Origin of the sequence: Escherichia sp. E4702 (assembly GCF_963883545.1) — a bacterium.
Taxonomy (GTDB): domain Bacteria; phylum Pseudomonadota; class Gammaproteobacteria; order Enterobacterales; family Enterobacteriaceae; genus Escherichia.
On record NZ_CAWORF010000035.1, the window covers coordinates 97,800 to 112,999 of the forward strand.

The 15,200-nt window shown below is 52.9% G+C and carries 14 protein-coding genes; 6 read left to right on the plus strand and 8 right to left on the minus strand.

What is annotated here, in order from left to right:
* Positions 1-113 precede the first annotated feature (113 nt).
* Together gltS and AACU94_RS20850 are read left to right on the plus strand one after the other, a co-directional pair.
* A complete protein-coding gene (gene gltS, locus AACU94_RS20845; RefSeq protein ID WP_064526038.1) occupies positions 114-1,319 on the plus strand; it encodes a sodium/glutamate symporter in 1,206 nt (401 codons plus the stop codon).
* A gap of 2 nt (positions 1,320-1,321) precedes the next feature.
* Positions 1,322-2,188 carry a hypothetical protein gene (locus AACU94_RS20850; RefSeq protein ID WP_130222450.1) on the plus strand — a complete coding sequence of 289 codons (867 nt, stop codon included), beginning with the start codon at positions 1,322-1,324 and terminating at the stop codon, positions 2,186-2,188.
* Here AACU94_RS20850 and recG read toward each other — a convergent pair.
* The 5 genes from recG to gmk are packed head-to-tail and all read right to left on the minus strand — an operon-like array spanning position 2,173 to position 8,036.
* On the minus strand, positions 2,173-4,254 hold the full coding sequence (gene recG, locus AACU94_RS20855; RefSeq protein WP_135488546.1) for an ATP-dependent DNA helicase RecG: 2,082 nt from the start codon (positions 4,252-4,254) through the stop codon (positions 2,173-2,175). The two genes, AACU94_RS20850 and recG, sit on opposite strands and share 16 nt — an antisense overlap.
* A gap of 5 nt (positions 4,255-4,259) precedes the next feature.
* Positions 4,260-4,949, minus strand: coding sequence for a tRNA (guanosine(18)-2'-O)-methyltransferase TrmH (trmH, locus tag AACU94_RS20860; RefSeq protein ID WP_130215148.1), 690 nt, complete (start codon positions 4,947-4,949; stop codon positions 4,260-4,262).
* Between the two features lie 6 nt (positions 4,950-4,955).
* Complete coding sequence (spoT, locus tag AACU94_RS20865; RefSeq protein WP_130215150.1) at positions 4,956-7,064, minus strand: bifunctional GTP diphosphokinase/guanosine-3',5'-bis pyrophosphate 3'-pyrophosphohydrolase; 2,109 nt, start codon at positions 7,062-7,064, stop codon at positions 4,956-4,958.
* Positions 7,065-7,082: 18 nt separating this feature from the next.
* Positions 7,083-7,358, minus strand: coding sequence for a DNA-directed RNA polymerase subunit omega (rpoZ, locus tag AACU94_RS20870; protein ID WP_000135058.1), 276 nt, complete (start codon positions 7,356-7,358; stop codon positions 7,083-7,085).
* A 54-nt stretch (positions 7,359-7,412) separates the two neighbouring features.
* Positions 7,413-8,036: a guanylate kinase gene (gmk, locus tag AACU94_RS20875; RefSeq protein WP_010344504.1), complete on the minus strand. Its 624-nt coding sequence runs from the start codon at positions 8,034-8,036 to the stop codon at positions 7,413-7,415.
* 258 nt (positions 8,037-8,294) lie between these two features.
* Here gmk and ligB point away from each other — a divergent pair, with 258 nt between their 5' ends.
* Positions 8,295-9,980, plus strand: coding sequence for an NAD-dependent DNA ligase LigB (gene ligB, locus AACU94_RS20880; RefSeq protein ID WP_135488547.1), 1,686 nt, complete (start codon positions 8,295-8,297; stop codon positions 9,978-9,980).
* Here ligB and AACU94_RS20885 read toward each other — a convergent pair.
* Complete coding sequence (locus AACU94_RS20885; protein ID WP_130222444.1) at positions 9,977-10,594, minus strand: trimeric intracellular cation channel family protein; 618 nt, start codon at positions 10,592-10,594, stop codon at positions 9,977-9,979. The genes ligB and AACU94_RS20885 overlap by 4 nt on opposite strands.
* Before the next feature lie 251 nt (positions 10,595-10,845).
* Positions 10,846-11,709, minus strand: a complete 864-nt coding sequence (locus AACU94_RS20890) for a YicC/YloC family endoribonuclease (protein ID WP_000621326.1) — start codon at positions 11,707-11,709, stop codon at positions 10,846-10,848.
* A gap of 126 nt (positions 11,710-11,835) precedes the next feature.
* On the opposite strand from AACU94_RS20890, the gene rph reads away from it, so the two are divergent.
* The 3 genes from rph (at position 11,836) to AACU94_RS20905 (ending at position 14,516) form a co-directional block, all read left to right on the plus strand.
* Positions 11,836-12,552 carry a ribonuclease PH gene (rph, locus tag AACU94_RS20895; protein WP_001247086.1) on the plus strand — a complete coding sequence of 239 codons (717 nt, stop codon included), beginning with the start codon at positions 11,836-11,838 and terminating at the stop codon, positions 12,550-12,552.
* Between the two features lie 65 nt (positions 12,553-12,617).
* Complete coding sequence (pyrE, locus tag AACU94_RS20900; RefSeq protein WP_135488548.1) at positions 12,618-13,259, plus strand: orotate phosphoribosyltransferase; 642 nt, start codon at positions 12,618-12,620, stop codon at positions 13,257-13,259.
* Positions 13,260-13,556: 297 nt separating this feature from the next.
* Positions 13,557-14,516, plus strand: coding sequence for a reverse transcriptase family protein (locus AACU94_RS20905; protein ID WP_135488561.1), 960 nt, complete (start codon positions 13,557-13,559; stop codon positions 14,514-14,516).
* Positions 14,517-14,561: 45 nt separating this feature from the next.
* Here the strand turns inward: AACU94_RS20905 and slmA are convergent, their stop codons facing one another.
* Complete coding sequence (gene slmA / locus AACU94_RS20910) at positions 14,562-15,158, minus strand: nucleoid occlusion factor SlmA (protein WP_130206731.1); 597 nt, start codon at positions 15,156-15,158, stop codon at positions 14,562-14,564.
* Between the last annotated feature and the right edge of the window lie 42 nt (positions 15,159-15,200).

Here is a 15,200-nt window from a genome sequence, read left to right on the forward strand (position 1 = left end):
AGAATTCGAACCGGGAAAGCATGACTCGAAACTCGTCATAGTGCACCTTACAGTACATGTGCGATGCAGTATGACGAGTATGAAAGAGTGGTGCGGATACAAAGGAGCTATCTATGTTTCATCTCGACACTTTAGCAACGCTTGTTGCAGCAACGTTGACGTTGCTGCTCGGGCGCAAATTAGTTCACTCTGTCTCCTTTTTGAAGAAATACACCATACCGGAACCTGTTGCGGGTGGTTTGCTGGTGGCGCTGGCGCTGCTGGTGCTGAAAAAAACCATGGGCTGGGAAGTCAACTTTGATATGTCGCTGCGCGATCCGTTGATGCTGGCTTTCTTTGCCACCATCGGCCTGAACGCCAACATTGCCAGCTTACGTGCCGGTGGCCGTGTGGTGGGTATTTTCCTGATTGTGGTTGTTGGTCTGTTGGTGATGCAAAACGCCATCGGTATTGGTATGGCCAGTCTGTTAGGTCTTGATCCGCTGATGGGGCTGTTAGCAGGGTCTATTACGCTTTCTGGCGGTCATGGGACTGGCGCGGCGTGGAGTAAATTGTTCATTGAACGTTACGGCTTTACTAATGCGACGGAAGTCGCAATGGCCTGTGCAACGTTCGGTCTGGTGCTGGGCGGGCTGATTGGTGGCCCGGTGGCGCGTTATCTGGTGAAACACTCCACTACACCGAACGGTATTCCGGATGACCAGGAAGTCCCGACGGCGTTCGAAAAGCCAGATGTAGGGCGCATGATCACCTCGCTGGTGCTGATTGAAACTATCGCGCTAATTGCTATCTGCCTGACGGTGGGGAAAATTGTTGCGCAACTTTTGGCTGGCACTGCTTTTGAATTACCAACCTTTGTTTGTGTGCTGTTTGTAGGTGTGATTCTGAGCAACGGTCTGTCAATGATGGGCTTTTATCGCGTCTTTGAACGTGCGGTATCGGTGCTGGGTAACGTTAGCCTGTCGTTGTTCCTGGCGATGGCTCTGATGGGCCTGAAGCTGTGGGAACTGGCTTCGCTGGCGCTGCCGATGCTGGCGATTCTGGTGGTACAGACCATCTTCATGGCGTTGTATGCCATCTTCGTCACCTGGCGCATGATGGGCAAAAACTACGATGCGGCGGTACTGGCTGCGGGTCACTGTGGCTTTGGTCTTGGCGCGACACCAACGGCAATCGCCAACATGCAGGCGATTACTGAACGCTTTGGCCCTTCACATATGGCCTTCCTGGTGGTGCCGATGGTCGGTGCGTTCTTTATCGATATCGTTAACGCCCTGGTGATTAAGCTGTATTTAATGTTGCCGATTTTTGCGGGTTAAAAATGAAAAAGCGTCGGAGGGAACCGGAAACGCTACGTGAACACTGTCGCCATATTTTTGGTGATGAGCCGCCAGTGCTCTATGTATGGGAAACGGAATTTGATTACTCAGATGCCGAACTCAAGGCGCTGGCGGCTAAAGAGTGGCAACAGATCAGCAAATGGGATTTGAGTGCTTACTATGTACTCAATCTCGTTTATAACGAACCGATGCAAATAGAGCTGTTTCGCTATCTGTTTCCGCTATGCCTGGCGCAATGGCATGAAACCGTTTTGGCAGGCGGTTATGGCGATCACTTCGAAGAGTCCTTCATCAAGGCACTGCGTCGGCCCTATCTCTGGCAGGAGATGATGAATGCTTCCCAACGCCAGCAGGTACGACAATTTTTACTGGAAACCGCGTTGCAGCGTATGGATAACGAGCGTGGTTTCAATAATGTTCTGTACTGGCTGGAGGCGTTCAATGCAATGGGCGGGGCCGCGCCGTTAATTCGTCCCCTCTGGTCACGCTGGTGGGCACTGGATACGCCCGGCAAAGCGGTGTGTGCTATTCAATATGCCGCGCATCTTATTTATCCCATAGAAGCCAATCCGTTATGGTCGCAAGAATGGTTAGGCTGGTGGCATCCATTAGGCCATAAAGATGGCTGGTCCTCTGAAAATCGCGCTTTTTTTCGCCAGATGATAACACCTGAAATGATTGTGGCTGGCGTACAGGCAGCGGCTGAAATTCTGCGTGGTGAACCGGAAGGCGCAATGGCGGCGCGAATTGCGCAAGATGCGTATGAGGCAGTGGATATCATCACTATCCAGATTGAAGATTTACTGCGTGACTTGTTTTGTGATGAGTCTGGTCATGCGTTGGAGTAACGTTCAGTCTCTGGCATCCAGCGCTCTATCAGGGCTTTTGCCTGCTGTGGGTAACGTTCGTGAATATGTCGCGCCAGGCGCTGAACTTCCGGGATCATCGCCTGATCGCGCAGTAAATCCGCCACTTTAAATTCGGCATTACCCGTCTGACGTGTGCCTAACAGTTCACCCGGTCCACGTATCTCCAAATCTTTCTGCGCAATCACAAAACCGTCGTTGCTGTCGCGCAGTACTTGCAAGCGGATTTGCGCCGTTTTGGAGAGCGGTGTTTTGTAGAGCAGGACACAGTGAGAAGCCACCGCGCCACGACCTACACGCCCGCGAAGCTGGTGTAACTGCGCCAGACCGAGACGCTCCGGGTTTTCGATAATCATCAGACTGGCGTTAGGCACATCAACGCCGACTTCAATAACAGTAGTGGCAACCAGCAGGTGTAGCTCACCTTGCTTAAACGATGCCATCACCGCCTGTTTCTCGGCTGGTTTCATCCGCCCGTGCACCAGACCGACATTCAACTCTGGTAGCGCCAGTTTCAACTCTTCCCACGTGGCTTCCGCCGCCTGCGCTTCCAGTAATTCCGATTCTTCAATCAACGTACAAACCCAGTATGCCTGACGGCCTTCCGTCATACAGGCGTGGCGCACGCGGTCGATAATATCGTTACGGCGCGTATCAGGGATTGCCACTGTCGTCACTGGGGTACGTCCTGGCGGCAGTTCATCAATGACCGAGGTGTCGAGATCGGCATACGCGGTCATTGCCAGCGTGCGGGGGATCGGCGTGGCGGTCATGATCAACTGATGTGGATGGAAGCCCTGTTGCTGGCCTTTCTCCCACAATGCCAGACGCTGATGCACGCCAAAGCGATGCTGTTCGTCGATAATCACCAGCGCCAGGCCGTTAAACTGCACCTGTTCCTGGAAAATGGCATGAGTGCCAACAATCATCTGCACCTGACCGCTGGCGATGGCTTCTTGCTGAGCCAGTCGCGCTTTACCTTTCTGCTTACCGGCGAGCCAGCCCACTTCGATACCGAGCGGTTCAAACCAGTTGCGGAAGTTATTGGCGTGCTGCTCGGCAAGTAATTCGGTTGGTGCCATCAGCGCCACCTGTTTGCCGTGCGCAATCGCACGCAGCGCGGCGAGGGCGGCGACCAGCGTTTTACCGGAACCTACATCGCCCTGTACCAGACGCATCATCGGCACATCCAGCGCCATATCGTGCTCGATCTCCGCCACTACGCGTGCCTGTGCGCCCGTTGGCTTGAACGGTAAGGCGGCGAGGAGTTTATTTTTCAGCGCGTCATTGGCGCTAAGCGGCTGGGCATGGAAACGTTGCGCTCCGGCGCGTAACGCCAGCATGCTAAGGTTGTGCGCCAGCAGTTCTTCCAGAATCAGACGACGTTGCGCCGGATGCTGCCCGGTTTCCAGATCGCTAAGTTGCAGCGTTGGCAGTGGGCGATGCAGAGTGCGCAACGCTTCCGGTAACGTCATCATTCCTTGTGACAGTTCCGGCGGCAGGAGTTCTTCAATGGCGCAGGTGTCGAGCAGATCCAGCGCCTGGTCGGTTAATTTACGCAGCGTCGCCTGCTTTACGCCTTCGGTGGTTGGGTAAACCGGCGTGAGCGTTTCCTGCAACTCTGGCGTACTGAGATCGCCCTGTACGCGGTATTCCGGGTGGATCATCTCCGCGCCATATTTGCCGCGCTTTGCTTCGCCATAGGCCAGCACGCGGCGGCCCGTCGCCAGGCTATTTTTCATCGCCGCGCTGAAATTGAAAAAGCGCATGGTGAGAATGCCGGAACCGTCGCTGATCTGGCAGGTCATCATCCGCCGACCGCCGAAGGAGATATTGCAGTTCAGCACTTCGCCTTCCACCGTGGCATAAACGCCCGGCAGTAGCTCACCGATGGGGTAGAGATGGGTGCGATCTTCGTAGCGCAGGGGAAGGTGTAAGAGTAAATCCTGCACGGTATGCAGATTGATTTTCGCCAGCTTGTTACTTTGCGCCGCGCCCACGCCCGTTAGGGAACTGAGCGGGACAGCATCTAACAGGCGACCTTTCATGGCGCTTACCCTGCGGCCTGCATAGTGGCCCACCAGTCGGCATCGGCTTCAATTTCGCCTTGCTGATTGACGTGGGGGTAAGGCAGACCTTTGCGTTTTGCGACTTTCGCCAGCACCGGATAGCCGCCTTCAAACAACAAACGTTGTTGCTCTGCTTCCGGCAACATACTGTTTTCACGCAGGTACATGCCTGCGTTTTGCCGCTGGCGCTGGGCTTCGTAAAGAATGAGGGCTGAGGCAACGGAAACATTCAGCGACTGCACCATGCCGATCATCGGAATGATGATGTCCTGATCCGCCAGGGCTAATGCTTCCTGAGTGATGCCCGTTTTCTCCTGACCCATCAAAATACAGGTCGGGCGGGTGTAATCAATTTCGCGGAAATCGACAGCGCTATCAGAAAGATGGGTTGCCAGAATCTGCATGCCCTGGCCTTTCAGATGGGCGACGGCATCGCCAATGGTACGGTGCGTTTTCACCTGTACCCAACTGTTGCTGCCAGCCGCAGCTGAAGCCATAGTGCGCATCCGGCTACCAGGCCAGACGGCGTGGACTTCGTGTACGCCAACGGCATCTGCGGTACGAATGATCGCAGAAACGTTATGGGGTTTGTGGACCTGCTCCATGCAGACGGTCAGATCAGGCTGCCGCCTGGCGAGCATTTCGCAGATACGTGCATAACGTGTTGGGTTCATAAAACATTAATTTCGGTTTCGGGTGACTTTAATCACGTCTGGCATCACGCGGATTTTGCGCATGATATTCGCCAGATGCACACGGTCACGGGCGGTCAGACGAATAAAGGCGCTGTAGACGCGACCATCCTTTTCTTCTGTATTCAAACTTTGAATATTGGAGTTGGTCGTATTGATCGCTGCCGTCAGGTTTGCCAGCGCGCCCTGATGATTGAACATCTCCACCTTGATTTCGGTGATGAACTCCTGCGCCGTCTCTTTATCCCATTCCACAGCCATAAATTTCTCTGGCTCTTTCTGGTAGCCACGGATGTTACGACAGGATTCATGGTGGATCACCAAACCTTTACCGGGGCTGACGTGGGCGATAATCGGGTCGCCAGGAATAGGGCGGCAGCATTTCGCAAAGGTGATCAGCACGCCATCGGCACCTTTAATTGGCAGATGTCCGTGACTTTGGGTCGCCGGAGGAATGGAAGCGTCTCCATGTTGCAGATTTTTCGCGACCACCACGCTCATCGCGTTGCCAAGACCAATTTCCGCCAGCAGATCGTCAAGCGTAGCCAGCTTCATGCGGTCCAGTTCACGCTGAATATTTTCCTGCGGGATTTCATTGAGCTTACGGCTACCACCCAACGCATGGTTGAGCAGGCGGCGGCCCAGGCTTACAGAATCATCACGCTTGAGGTTTTTCAGCAACTGACGAATTTTGGCGCGCGCTTTCGAGCTGACGACAAAGTTCAGCCATGCGGCATTCGGGCGAGCGCCAGGTGCGGTAATGATTTCAACGGTTTGACCACTGGTAAGCGGCTGCGACAGCGGGTAAGGCTGACGGTCGACGCGCGCGCCCACGCAGGCATGACCGATATCGGTATGCACCGCATAAGCGAAGTCGACGGGCGTTGCACCGGCAGGCAGTTCGACAATGCGCCCTTCCGGTGTGAAAACGTAAATCTCATCCGGGAAGAGATCGGATTTAACGCTCTCGATAAATTCGAACGAGCTACCGGCGCTCTGTTGCAGCTCCAGCAGGCTTTGCATCCAGCGCTGGGCGCGGATCTGCGCGGTAGTGCTGGTTTCGCCGTGCTCTTTATAAGCCCAGTGTGCGGCAACACCCATCTCCGCCATCTGATCCATATCTTCGGTGCGGATCTGGACCTCAACCGGCACGCCGTGCGGGCCGATCATCGAGGTGTGCAAAGATTGATAGCCGTTCGCTTTTGGAATGGCGATATAGTCTTTCACACGACCTGGACGCGGCTTATACAGGCTGTGCATCTGGCCGAGCACGCGATAACAGGTGTCGGAATCATTGACGATCACGCGGAAGGCGTAGATATCCATGATCGAGTGAAAACGCTGCTCTTTGAGCACCATTTTGCAGTAAATCGAATAAAGATGCTTTTCGCGACCACTGACGCGGCACGGTATTCCCGCTTCCTGCAAACGCCCTTCGATTTCCGAGAGGATTTTTTGGATCATCTCTTTACGGTTGCCGCGCGCGGCTTTCACCACTTCTTTAATTACGCGATAACGGTTGGGATACAGCGCTTCAAAACCCAACTCTTCGAGTTCGGTTTTAATGTGGTGGATACCTAAACGGTGTGCCAGCGGGCTGTAGATTTCGAGGGTTTCACGGGCGATGCGGCGACGTTTATCCGGGCGAAGTGAGCCCAGCGTGCGCATGTTGTGGGTACGGTCTGCGAGTTTGATGAGGATGACGCGGATATCCTGCACCATCGCCATAATCATCTTGCGAAAGTTTTCGGCCTGCGCCTCTTTCTTATCGCGGAACTTGAGTTTATCAAGTTTCGACACCCCCTCTACCAGTTCGGCGACGCTTTTACCAAAAAGCTGTTCCATGTCCTGGTAGGTGGCGGGAGTATCTTCAATCACGTCATGCAGCAGCGCTGCCATTAGCGTTTCATAGTCGAGTTTCATCTCGGCCAGAATGCAGGCAACCGCTACCGGGTGCGTGATATAGGGTTCACCGCTTGAACGTGTTTGCCCCTCGTGAGCATCACGTGCAACGAGATACGCCTGCCGCAGACGTTTGATTTGGTCTTCCGGCAGGTAGTTTTGAATCAGCTGATTCAGGCTTTCAAACAGATACAAGGGCGACCCGCTTTGTGATTAACGACGACCTTCAGCAATAGCGGTAACGGCTTGTAATTCAGCGGCTTCCTGCTCTTGCTGTTCCTGGCGTTCGCGCACGTCGAGGATCTGGTTGTTGATCAGACCTTCTTCTATTTCGCGCAACGCGATTACTGTGGTTTTATCGTTTTCTTCCGGTACCAGCGGATCCTTTCCGCCTACCTGCATCTGACGAGCGCGACGCGCGGCGACCAGTACCAGGTCAAAACGGTTACCAATTTTCTCTACAGCGTCCTGAACAGTTACGCGTGCCATACTTAAAAAGCTCCACAGGTGAAGAAATGACTGGGCATGATACTGAAAGAAGGTTCAGTCTGCCAACAATTTGCTGATTAAAGCGTCATGACGCTGCTTTTGGCGGCTCATGCGCAAGCGTTCGGCGCGAATGATAGTCTTTAGATCACCCAGAGCGGTGTCGAAATCATCATTCACTATTAAATAATCATATTCGGCGTAATGGCTCATTTCTGCAACTGCTTGCGCCATACGCTTTGCAATGACCTCTTCGCTGTCCTGACCTCGACCCCGTAAACGGCGGTCTAACTCAATTTTTGACGGCGGTAGAATAAAGATACTCCGCGCATGCGGCATTTTCTGGCGAATTTGCTGTGCGCCCTGCCAGTCAATATCCAGAAAAACATCCACGCCGCTCGCCAGTACTTGCTCAATGGCCTCGCGTGAAGTGCCATAGTAATTACCGAACACTTCCGCGTGCTCAAGGAATGCATCTCTGCTAATCATCTCTTTAAATTCATCATGATTAACAAAGAAGTAGTGTTCGCCATGTACTTCACCCGGACGCGGTGCGCGCGTGGTGTGTGAAACAGAAACCTGAGTGTCGTACAACGGTTGGGTTTTTAATAAAGCCTGAATCAGGCTGGATTTACCCGCGCCACTGGGGGCAGAAACAATATAAAGCGTGCCTTGAGCCATGAGTATCTTTCGTATGTGATTAAGCGAAATAAAGCCTACATACGGGCTTATTATACACGGCGCGGCCATGTGACGTAGCCCTTGCTCACACTTTTTGCGCAAAGTTGTTGCGTTTTGCGTACCTGTTTCCGCAATTCCCGGTCATTTACTGCAACAAAGACGATTCTCTGGAAGCGTCATCTCACACTTTATTTTTGCCTCTCGGTTTTGCATTCATCTCGTTGTATATCTGCCCGCCTGACTACAGCGGAGGTGACGATGAAAGTATGGATTGCAGTGTTAATGAGTATTTTGTGCTGGCAATCATCAGCGAAGGCGGTCTGCCCGGCCTGGTCTCCAGCCAGAGCGCATGAAGAAATCTCCCGCCTACAACAGCAAGTAAAACAGTGGGACGATGATTACTGGAAAAAAGGGAAAAGTGACGTGGAGGATGGGGTTTACGATCAGTTAAGCGCCCGCCTTGCACAGTGGCAACGCTGTTTTGGCGAAGAGACAACGGGTGACGCTATGCCGCCGCCGTTGAGTGGCACGGTTATCCATCCGGTTGCGCATACGGGGGTACGTAAGTTAGCGGATAAAAATGCGTTACGTCTGTGGATGCATGAGCACAGCGATCTTTGGGTGCAGCCAAAAGTTGATGGCGTTGCGGTAACACTGGTCTACCGTGATGGAAAACTGATTAAAGCGATCAGTCGTGGCAATGGGCTTAAAGGTGAGGACTGGACGCAGAAAATACGCTTGATTCCTTCTGTTCCGCAATCTGTTAGCGGAGCTTTGGCCAACAGCACCCTGCAGGGTGAGATATTTCTCCAGCGTGAGGGGCATATCCAACAACAAATGGGAGGAATGAATGCCCGTTCAAAGGTCGCTGGCATTTTGATGCGCCAGGACAATAGCGACACGCTGCATTCACTGGGCGTGTTTATCTGGGCATGGCCGGATGGACCACAGTTGATGGCCGAGCGATTACAGCAGCTTGCTACTGCGGGCTTTACTTTGACGCAGAAGTATACCCTTGCGGTGAAAAGCGCAGACGAGGTTGAGCGAGCACGTAATGAGTGGTGGAAAGCGAAATTGCCCTTCGTCACCGATGGCGTGGTGGTGCGAGCGGCTAAGGAACCCGAATCCCGTCATTGGCTACCGGGTCAGGCGGACTGGCTGATAGCGTGGAAATATCAGCCTGTGGCCCAGGTTACTGAAGTAAACGCGATACAGTTTGCTGTCGGTAAGAGCGGAAAAATCTCGGTGGTGGCATCACTCGCGCCTGTCATGCTGGATGATAAAAAAGTTCAGCGGGTGAACATTGGTTCCGTCAGACGTTGGCAGGAGTGGGACATTGCACCTGGCGATCAAATCCTTGTGAGTCTTGCCGGTCAGGGTATTCCACGCATTGATGAAGTGGTCTGGCGCGGTGCAGAACGCACAAAACCGACGCCGCCAGAAAACCGTTTTAACGCGTTGACATGCTACTTCGCTTCTGATGTTTGTCAGGAACAATTCATATCGCGATTAGTTTGGCTGGGATCAAAACAGGTTTTGGGGCTGGAGGGCATCGGTGAATCTGGCTGGCGCTCGCTACATCAGACGCATCGCTTTGAGCATATTTTTTCCTGGCTTTCATTAACGCCAGAGCAATTGCAGCACACGCCGGGGATCGCGAAGAGTAAAGGTGAGCAGTTGTGGCATCAGTTTAACCTGGCACGTCAACAGCCTTTTACTCGCTGGGTGATGGCAATGGGAATACCGTTAACCCAAACGGCGCTTAATGCCAACGACTTCAGCTCCTGGGCGCAACTTTTGCAGAGAAGCGAACAGTATTGGCAGCAACTACCGGGGACAGGGGGGCGTCGCGCAAGTCAGGTTATGGAATGGAAGGATAATGCGCAAATCAAGATGCTGGGCAACTGGCTGGCTGCCCAGCAGATCACAGGTTTTGTGCCTTAGTGGCCTTCGTGGCTGTAATAAAAAACCGGTAATCCCAGTTTAAAACGCAGCGCCAGCAAGCGAGCGAAAAAGCCGAATACCAGGGTGGAAATAATCACCACATCATGGTTGGAAACATAGTGTTGCAGTGCGATGTACAGCACGGCGGAAGCAAAAGAAACCCCGGCGTACAACTCTTTCTGGAATACCAGTGGGATGCGTTTACAGAACATATCGCGCAAAACGCCGCCAAACACGCCAGTCGTCACAGCCGCGACAACGGCAATGATCGGGCCGTGTCCCATATCCAGCGCGACCTGTGCGCCAATGATAGAAAAAACCACCAGTCCGAGTGCATCGAGCACCAGAAAGACTTTACGCAGGTAAGGCATCACGGGAGCAACGATGGTGGTGAACACGGCGGCGGTGGCGACGATAATCACATACTCCGGGTGTTTGACCCAGCCAAGCGGATAGTGGCCCAGCAGAATATCACGTACTGATCCTCCGCCAATTGCGGTGGCGGTAGCAATGATAATTACGCCAAATGTATCCATGCGCCGCCGTCCGGCCGCCAGCGCCCCTGTCATTGCTTCGGCAGTAATGCCAACCAAATACAAAATGTGTAACAGCATGGTTCTCTCCCTAAAAATCTGCCTGGCAGGGTAGCGATTTGTGTGCATTGTCACGATTGAGATTTTTTAAGGAGAGAATGGGTTGATAACTTGTAGTTATGTGAAATTGCTATTTTCTGTAGTAAGAATGCATTTTTCTGATTTTGTGATAAGTAAAATGCATTAGAAAAAGTATGGAGTAAATAAATATGAGGACGAAACTATATGCGTAGCGCCGCTGTAATTAACAACGGCGTACGGAGATATGTCGCTTACTCGATGTTCTGAATCTGCTCGCGCATTTGCTCGATCAACACTTTCAGCTCGATGGCGGAGTTTGTCACTTCGGCATTGATAGATTTCGACGCAAGAGTGTTCGACTCGCGGTTGAACTCCTGCATCATAAAGTCCAGACGACGGCCAACCGCTTCTTTTTTCTTCAGAATGTTGTACGTCTCTTTAACATGCGCTTCGAGGCGGTCCAGCTCTTCGGCAACGTCAATTCGTTGTGCCAGCAGAACCAACTCCTGCTCCAGACGGTTATTTTCCAGCTGTACCTGGGCATCTTCCAGCTTTGCGACCAGACGCTCACGCTGCCATTGCAGGATTTCCGGCATATGGGCGCGGACTTTGACCACTTCGGCGGTGACGCCTTCCAGACGCTGCTCGATCAATGCTTTCAGCGCCTGACCTTCGGTTTCACGCGCGATGATAAAGTCGTCCAGGGTGCCATCAAGAGCAGCAAGAATTTCAGCGGCAATGGCGTCAAGATCCTGCTCCTGGGCTGCCATCACGCCCGGCCAGCGCAGGATATCAACCGGGTTGATTTCCCCTTCATCGCTCTGCATTTTTACCCAGTTCGCAGCAGTTACCAGCTGTTTAGCCAGTTTTTCGTTGAGGATCAGCTCACCTTGCGCGCTGACATCGGGTTCATAGCGCAGGGTACATTCCACTTTACCGCGCGTCAGGCGAGAACGAATACGCTCGCGAACGACAGGTTCAAGGCTACGGAACTGCTCCGGCAGACGAAAGTAAGTTTCCAGATAACGCTGGTTTACCGAGCGCATTTCCCAGGTTGCGCTCCCCCATTCACCCTTGATTTCACGCCGGGCGTAGGCGGTCATACTGCGGATCATAGACGTTCCTGTTTATAAAAGGAGAGGTGGAAGGATTATAGCCATCGATGCCTTGTCAGGATAGGAATAACCGCCGGAAGTCCGTATAATGCGCAGCCACATTTGTTTCAAGCCGGAGATTTCAATATGCGTCCAGCAGGCCGTAGCAATAATCAGGTGCGTCCCGTTACCCTGACTCGTAACTATACAAAACATGCAGAAGGCTCGGTGCTGGTCGAATTTGGCGATACCAAAGTGTTGTGTACCGCCTCTATTGAAGAAGGCGTGCCGCGCTTCCTGAAAGGTCAGGGCCAGGGCTGGATCACCGCAGAATACGGTATGCTGCCGCGTTCTACCCATACCCGTAATGCTCGTGAAGCGGCGAAAGGTAAGCAGGGCGGCCGCACGATGGAAATCCAGCGTCTGATCGCTCGTGCATTGCGCGCAGCAGTAGATTTGAAAGCCCTCGGTGAGTTTACTATTACGCTGGATTGCGACGTACTTCAGGCCGATGGCGGCACCCGCACTGCTTCTATCACCGGTGCTTGTGTTGCACTAGCTGATGCCCTGAATAAACTGGTTGAAAATGGCAAGCTGAAAACCAATCCAATGAAAGGTATGGTGGCCGCGGTTTCTGTCGGTATTGTTAACGGCGAAGCGATTTGCGATCTGGAATACGTTGAAGACTCAGCGGCTGAAACGGACATGAACGTAGTGATGACCGAAGACGGGCGCATCATTGAAGTGCAGGGGACGGCAGAAGGCGAGCCGTTCACCCATGAAGAGCTGCTCACCTTGTTGGCGCTTGCCCGAGGGGGAATCGAATCCATTGTAGCGACGCAGAAGGCGGCGCTGGCAAACTGATTTTTAAGGCGACTGATGAGTCGCCTTTTTTTTGTCTGTAGAAAAGTAAGATGAGGAGCGAAGGCATGAAACCATATCAGCGCCAGTTTATTGAATTTGCGCTTAGCAAGCAGGTGTTAAAGTTTGGCGAGTTTACGCTGAAATCCGGGCGCAAAAGCCCCTATTTCTTCAACGCCGGGCTGTTTAATACCGGGCGCGACCTGGCACTGTTAGGCCGTTTTTACGCTGAAGCATTGGTGGATTCCGGCATTGAGTTCGATCAGCTGTTTGGCCCTGCTTACAAAGGGATTCCGATTGCCACCACAACCGCCGTGGCGCTGGCGGAGCATCATGACCTGGACCTGCCGTACTGCTTTAACCGCAAAGAAGCAAAAGATCACGGTGAAGGCGGCAATCTGGTTGGTAGCGCGTTACAAGGGCGTGTGATGCTGGTGGATGATGTGATCACCGCCGGGACGGCGATTCGCGAGTCGATGGAAATTATTCAGGCCAATGGCGCGACGCTTGCTGGCGTGTTGATTTCGCTCGATCGTCAGGAACGGGGTCGCGGCGAAATTTCGGCGATTCAGGAAGTTGAGCGTGATTACAACTGCAAGGTGATCTCTATCATCACCCTGAAAGACCTGATTGCCTACCTGGAAGAGAAGCCAGAAATGGCGGAACATCTGGCGGCGGTTAAGGCCTATCGCGAAGAGTTTGGCGTTTAAAAATATGCGCTGCGCAGGGTTTTTGCTGTGCGCAGCGTGATGCGCTTTAAGATATCGTGTTAATCTGCTTTCGCCAGCAGTGGCAATAGCGTTTCCGGCCTTTTGTGCCGGGAGGGTCGGCGAGTCGCCGACTTAACGCCAGTAGTATGTCCATATACCCAAAGCCGCTTCATTGTACTTAAGTACGCTTCGCGTACGTCGCGCTGACGCGCTCAGTACAGTTACGCGCCTTTGGGATGGTTTGATGGTATTGCCGCTGTTGGTGCCTCTTTTGGCCGCCGTGATGTGGAGAGTGGAATGGATGCTACCCGGATAACCCTTCTGGCGCTCGATTTGTTCGGCTCGCCGGGCTGGAGTGCCGATAAAGAAATACAGCGGCTGTATGCGCTCAGTAATCATGTCGGACGCCATTACCGACACATTATTCTTTCTAAGCGCCACGGTGGTCAGCGGATGCTGCTAGCCCCTGATTACTTGCTCAAAACCGTACAGCGCAACATTCTTAAGAACGTACTTTCACAATTTCCACTTTCCTCTTTTGCTACCGCCTACCGACCGGGTTGCCCAATCGTCAGCAACGCGCAGCCACACTGCCAACAGCCGCAGATCCTGAAACTCGATATCGAAAACTTTTTCGATAGCATTAGCTGGTTACAGGTCTGGCGTGTATTTCGCCAGGCCCAGTTGCCACGTAATGTGGTAACCATGCTGACCTGGCTTTGTTGTTATAACGACGCGTTACCGCAGGGGGCACCAACTTCGCCAGCCATTTCCAATCTTGTGATGCGCTGTTTTGATGAGCGCATAGGGGAGTGGTGTCAGACTCGGGGAATTACCTACACCCGCTACTGCGATGACATGACCTTTTCCGGTCACTTCAATGCCCGCCAGGTTAAAAATAAAGTGTGCGGATTGTTAGCGGAGCTGGGCCTGAGCCTCAATCAACGCAAAAGCTGCCTGGTTGCGGCCTGTAAGCGCCAGCAGGTAACCGGGATTGTTGTTAATCACAAACCACAGCTTGCCCGTGAAGCTCGCCGGGCGCTGCGTCAGGAGGTGCATTTGTGCCAAAAATATGGCGTTATTTCGCATCTTAGTCATCGTGGTGAACTTGATCCTTCAGGCGATCTCCACGCACAGGCAACGGCGTATCTGTATGCTTTGCAGGGAAGAATAAACTGGTTATTGCAAATCAACCCTGAGGATGAGGCCTTTAAACAGGCGAGGGAAAGTGTAAAGCGAATGCTGGTGGCATGGTAAGAAAAGCGTCAGGCAGACGTTTCTGCCTGAACGTTTAGGGGAGAATTACTGCAACTGCGCAGCAATCAGTGGCCAGCGGGCGTCAAAATCATCCGTCGGGCGGTATTTAAACTCGCTGCGGACAAAGCGTGACAGCATACCTTCACAAAATGCCAGCAACTGGCTTGCCAGCAGCGTTTCATCGGTGGTGTAACCTTCACCCTCACGCATTCTCTTTTCACGCAATACCTGACGCAACTGCGCTTCAATACGCTCGAACAGTTGGTTGATGCGCCCTTGCAGGCGGTCTTGTTCAAACATCAGCGCATGCCCGGTAAGGATGCGGGTCAGGCCAGGATTACGCTCACCAAAACCGAGGAGCAACAACACAATCAGACGCAGGCGCGTTGTGGTGTCCTTCTCATCTTTCAGAATCAGATTGATGCGAGTAATCAGGCTATCTTCGATAAACTCAATCAGGCTATCGAACATGCGGGTTTTACTGGGGAAGTGGCGATACAGAGCCGCTTCGGAAACGCCGACAGAGGCGGCCAGTTTCGCTGTCGTGATACGTTGGCTTCCATCGCTGGATTCCAGCATCAGCGCCAGAGACTGAAGTATTTCTTCGCGACGGTTCCTTTTCGCAGTTTGTTTTTCTGCCATGTTACAAAATACCCCTGAAAATAAGCACTTGCCAGGCGGCAC

Bases quoted from the DNA above. Each gene is read 5' to 3' on its own strand.
- gltS (WP_064526038.1), top strand. From the start codon at position 114: ATGTTTCATCTCGACACTTTAGCAACGCTTGTTGCAGCAACGTTGACG.
- AACU94_RS20850 (WP_130222450.1), top strand. From the start codon at position 1,322: ATGAAAAAGCGTCGGAGGGAACCGGAAACGCTACGTGAACACTGTCGC.
- recG (WP_135488546.1), bottom strand. From the start codon at position 4,254: ATGAAAGGTCGCCTGTTAGATGCTGTCCCGCTCAGTTCCCTAACGGGC.
- trmH (WP_130215148.1), bottom strand. From the start codon at position 4,949: ATGAACCCAACACGTTATGCACGTATCTGCGAAATGCTCGCCAGGCGG.
- rpoZ (WP_000135058.1), bottom strand. From the start codon at position 7,358: ATGGCACGCGTAACTGTTCAGGACGCTGTAGAGAAAATTGGTAACCGT.
- gmk (WP_010344504.1), bottom strand. From the start codon at position 8,036: ATGGCTCAAGGCACGCTTTATATTGTTTCTGCCCCCAGTGGCGCGGGT.
- ligB (WP_135488547.1), top strand. From the start codon at position 8,295: ATGAAAGTATGGATTGCAGTGTTAATGAGTATTTTGTGCTGGCAATCA.
- AACU94_RS20885 (WP_130222444.1), bottom strand. From the start codon at position 10,594: ATGCTGTTACACATTTTGTATTTGGTTGGCATTACTGCCGAAGCAATG.
- AACU94_RS20890 (WP_000621326.1), bottom strand. From the start codon at position 11,709: ATGATCCGCAGTATGACCGCCTACGCCCGGCGTGAAATCAAGGGTGAA.
- rph (WP_001247086.1), top strand. From the start codon at position 11,836: ATGCGTCCAGCAGGCCGTAGCAATAATCAGGTGCGTCCCGTTACCCTG.
- pyrE (WP_135488548.1), top strand. From the start codon at position 12,618: ATGAAACCATATCAGCGCCAGTTTATTGAATTTGCGCTTAGCAAGCAG.
- AACU94_RS20905 (WP_135488561.1), top strand. From the start codon at position 13,557: ATGGATGCTACCCGGATAACCCTTCTGGCGCTCGATTTGTTCGGCTCG.
- slmA (WP_130206731.1), bottom strand. From the start codon at position 15,158: ATGGCAGAAAAACAAACTGCGAAAAGGAACCGTCGCGAAGAAATACTT.